The organism is Streptomyces sp. NPDC057654, from assembly GCF_042800135.1.
Lineage (GTDB): Bacteria > Actinomycetota > Actinomycetes > Streptomycetales > Streptomycetaceae > Streptomyces.
This window is the reverse complement of the sequence record NZ_JBHVHQ010000946.1, coordinates 1-3150: the sequence shown is the minus strand read 5'-3', so window position 1 is coordinate 3150 and position 3150 is coordinate 1. Positions and strand designations below refer to the sequence as shown.

Genomic DNA, 3150 nt, shown 5'->3' with positions numbered 1-3150 from the left:
CTTCGGGACCCGGCTGTCAGCTCGCGGCCGGGACGCCCTCCAGCGCCGCGTCGACGGCCGCGGTGATGGACTCGACCGTGCGGAACGTCGATTCCTTGAGGACCTCCTCCGGCAGCTCGACGTCGAAGGTCTCCTCGACGCTCAGCATGAGCCCCAGGCACGTCAGCGACGTCATGCCCAGGTCCCACAGGTTGTCGTCGTCCTTCAGCTGGAGGCCGTGGGCCGCGAAGTTGAGCTGCTGGTCGATGAGCTTCCTGACGATGCTCGGGGTGGACGCGTCGGTCATCGCGCGTCACCGCTTCCGACCCGCACCGACTGCGGTTGTGGTGCGCTGGTTCCCCGGTGCTTGCGCAGGTAGCGCGAGATCTTGCGGGCGCCGCGCAGGCTGCCCTGGGCGTACCAGAGGATGTCCGGGCCGAGCGCGTAGTCGATGTTGAGCTGGTCGTACAGCTGGACGCACCTGGTGCGGTAGTACTCCGTGATCTGCGGGGTCGTCATCTGCGGGGCGGCCTCCGCGCCCGTCTCGAACCACGCGGCGAGGTTGTGCTCGACGTACTCGTTGACCGACCACTCGACGGTGCGGGTGGCGATCGGCTCCCGGGTCGGCGAGAACATGGGGTCGATGATGCCCGGCTTGCCCTGGAGCTCGTTCGCCACGTGCTCGGCCACCAGCGGGGCGCAGTGGAAGCCGTCGCGGTAGGTGCCGGTCATGAGGTAGAGCCCGGCGGGCGGCAGCCAGCCGATCAGCGGGAAGCCGTCGAGGGTCACCGGGCGGTTCCCGGAGAGCCACTGGAGGACCTCGTGGCTCGCGGCCCGCTCGTCGAGCTGCTGCATCGAGTACTGGGCGAGGAAGCGGACGTCCGCCATCCATGTGACGCCGGAGATGGTGTCCACAAGACGGTTGGTGGCGCCGTAGTACTCCAGCCCGCCGCCCTGCGGCACGACGTGCAGCCCGCAGGCGAATCCGCGGTTCGGGGTCCGGACGACGCTGCGGAACGGGTCGCCGCCGGAGCGCCGCGCGATCATCGCGAAGCCGAGTCCGGGGAACGTGGGGACCAGGTCGATGTCCTCGCTCACGGTCCGCACCAGAGCCTCGCTCTGGACGCCGGCGGCCACGACGACGTTTCCGCCCTCGATGACGCCGCCGCCGTCCAGCTCGACCCCGGTGACGACGTCGTCGCTGCTCACCAGCTTGCTCACGGTCGCGTCCACGAAGTGCACGCCTGCGGCGCGCAGTTTGCGCTCCAGCGCTGCCAGCACGCCCCGGGCGTCCACGGCGCCTTCGGTCGGCAGGTGCATGGCGCTGAGCGACCTGGTGTCGAGGCGGGGATTGAACCCGGGGATGTCGTGCGGGTCCACCTCCTCCCACGGCTTGTCGTACTCGTCGAGCGCCGCGCGTATCGCCTGGTAGTTGACGGTGTCGAGCTCGGCGCCGATCGAGTTGAGCACGACATGCGTGTCGGGGGCGCTCAGCAGCGGCCGTCCCGTCCGCGAGAACTCCTCCAGGCCGTCGAGCACGGCGGGCCACCGGTCGTGCGCGGCGACGCCGAGTTCGAACCGCACGCGGGAGGCGTCGGTGCGTAACGACTCCGTGGTCGTCTCGCCGAAGCAGCCGAGCATCGCTCCGGCGGCTTTGCTGGCCCCCGTCTCGCCGGCGCTCGGGCCGATTATGGCGATGGAGCCTGCGCCCCGTTCTGTCAGCTCCTGGGCCAGGAAGAGGCCCAGGGCGCCGTTTCCGACGATCACGATATCTGCTTGTTGCAGCCTTTCGGCGCTTTCGAATGCCATTTCGCGAGAAACTCCCCATTGGCTCGGGTGACAGTCCGGCGTTTACGCACGGCGGCAGCGCGTCCAGATGCCGCCGCATAAGGATTCCCAGGAAATAGGGCCGGACCGCGGAAAGGAGGCGCAATTCTCCCTGAGGTCACGCCAAGGTGATGGAGAAGCGCCGATGTGCCACATTCAGAGGATGTGGAAACCTATGATCGATCACTCATTGACTAGAGTCTGACCCTTGCTTGCCCCCGCTTCGGATCGCACATCTCATGCGATGTCTCAGTGCGTGCGGGGAAGGATGCACAAGAGTGCGATTCACCGCCTCGCAATCATGAGAACCGTACCCAGCGATTCCTGAATACGCAACCATTTGAATGGGATCAAGAGTTCTTTAAGTGGATGTAAGACGTCCGCAATGACTGCGGCGGTAAATGGACGTAGGCAATCCGCGATCATGCGAACCGATCGGATGCTTCGCCGCGGTGACGGAACAGGTGACGGAACATCGGATTTCGGGCGCGCCGGGCCCGAATACGGACGGCTGGTACTCATGCTGAGCACCAGCCGTCCGTGCCATCTGTGCTGTGTGTACCGTCTTGTGCTGTCGTGCTGTCTGTGCTGTCTGTGCTGTCTGTGCTGTCGCGAGGGGCCGCCCTATGGTGGGCCGGGGCGCGCCTCCTCCTCCGCCGTGCCGACTGTGCCCGCCGTCTCGGGGGCGCCGGGCGCCGCAGCGCCTGACGGACCCCGGGGCTGCTCCGGCGGGGCCGGGGCGCGCCGGCTCCGCAGGCAGAGCTGCGCCGAGATCAGCCCCGCGACGCCCACGGCCGCCCACAGCGCCCACTCGTTGAAGGCGTAGACCGCGCCGCCGACGAGCGGTCCGACGCCGGTGCCGAACGTGAAGGCGGCGCCGTACAGGCCCTGGTAGCGGCCGACCATGTTGGGCGGGGACATCCCGCCCAGGTGGGCGTTGGCCACGGACGAGTACATCATCTCGCCGAGCGACCAGAGCACCACGGTGGCGCACAGCAGGACCATGTTCGTCGCGAATCCGGTCAGCGCGAGGCCGATGCCGGTGAACAGGTTGCCCACCGCCAGGACGTACGCGGCCCGGCGTTTGACGACGAGGCCGGCGATGGGCAGCTCGAAGACCAGGACGAGCACACCGTTGAGACCGATCAGCAGCCCGAGGTCGGACGCCGTCAGTCCGCTGGAGGTGACGTGCAGCGGCAGGCCGACCGTCGACTGGATGTAGACGAACTCGGCGATCACCGTCATGACCAGGAACCGGCGCAGTCTGCGGTCCGCGAGCGCCTGCCGGTAGCTCACATCCTCCGCCGGCGCGGCGGATCCGGCGCCGCCCTCTTGGCCCTCGCC

The 3150-nt window shown here is 68.1% G+C and carries 3 protein-coding genes; all 3 read right to left on the bottom strand.

Annotated elements, in window-relative coordinates; all coding sequences use genetic code 11:
• Window positions 1-16 precede the first annotated feature (16 nt).
• The gene (locus tag ACFU99_RS38695) at window positions 17-286 is read right to left on the bottom strand and encodes a phosphopantetheine-binding protein (protein ID WP_384401914.1); all 270 of its coding nucleotides are present in this window, start codon (window positions 284-286) and stop codon (window positions 17-19) included.
• On the bottom strand, window positions 283-1788 hold the full coding sequence (locus ACFU99_RS38690) for an NAD(P)/FAD-dependent oxidoreductase (RefSeq protein ID WP_384401911.1): 1506 nt from the start codon (window positions 1786-1788) through the stop codon (window positions 283-285). The genes ACFU99_RS38695 and ACFU99_RS38690 overlap by 4 nt, the downstream gene beginning before the upstream one ends.
• A 642-nt stretch (window positions 1789-2430) precedes the next feature.
• The coding region (locus ACFU99_RS38685) for an MFS transporter (RefSeq protein ID WP_384401908.1) at window positions 2431-3150 on the bottom strand (720 nt) is incomplete at its 5' end.

Excerpts from the sequence above, each read along its gene's own strand:
- ACFU99_RS38695 (WP_384401914.1), bottom strand. The coding sequence starts at position 286 with ATGACCGACGCGTCCACCCCGAGCATCGTCAGGAAGCTCATCGACCAG.
- ACFU99_RS38690 (WP_384401911.1), bottom strand. The coding sequence starts at position 1,788 with ATGGCATTCGAAAGCGCCGAAAGGCTGCAACAAGCAGATATCGTGATC.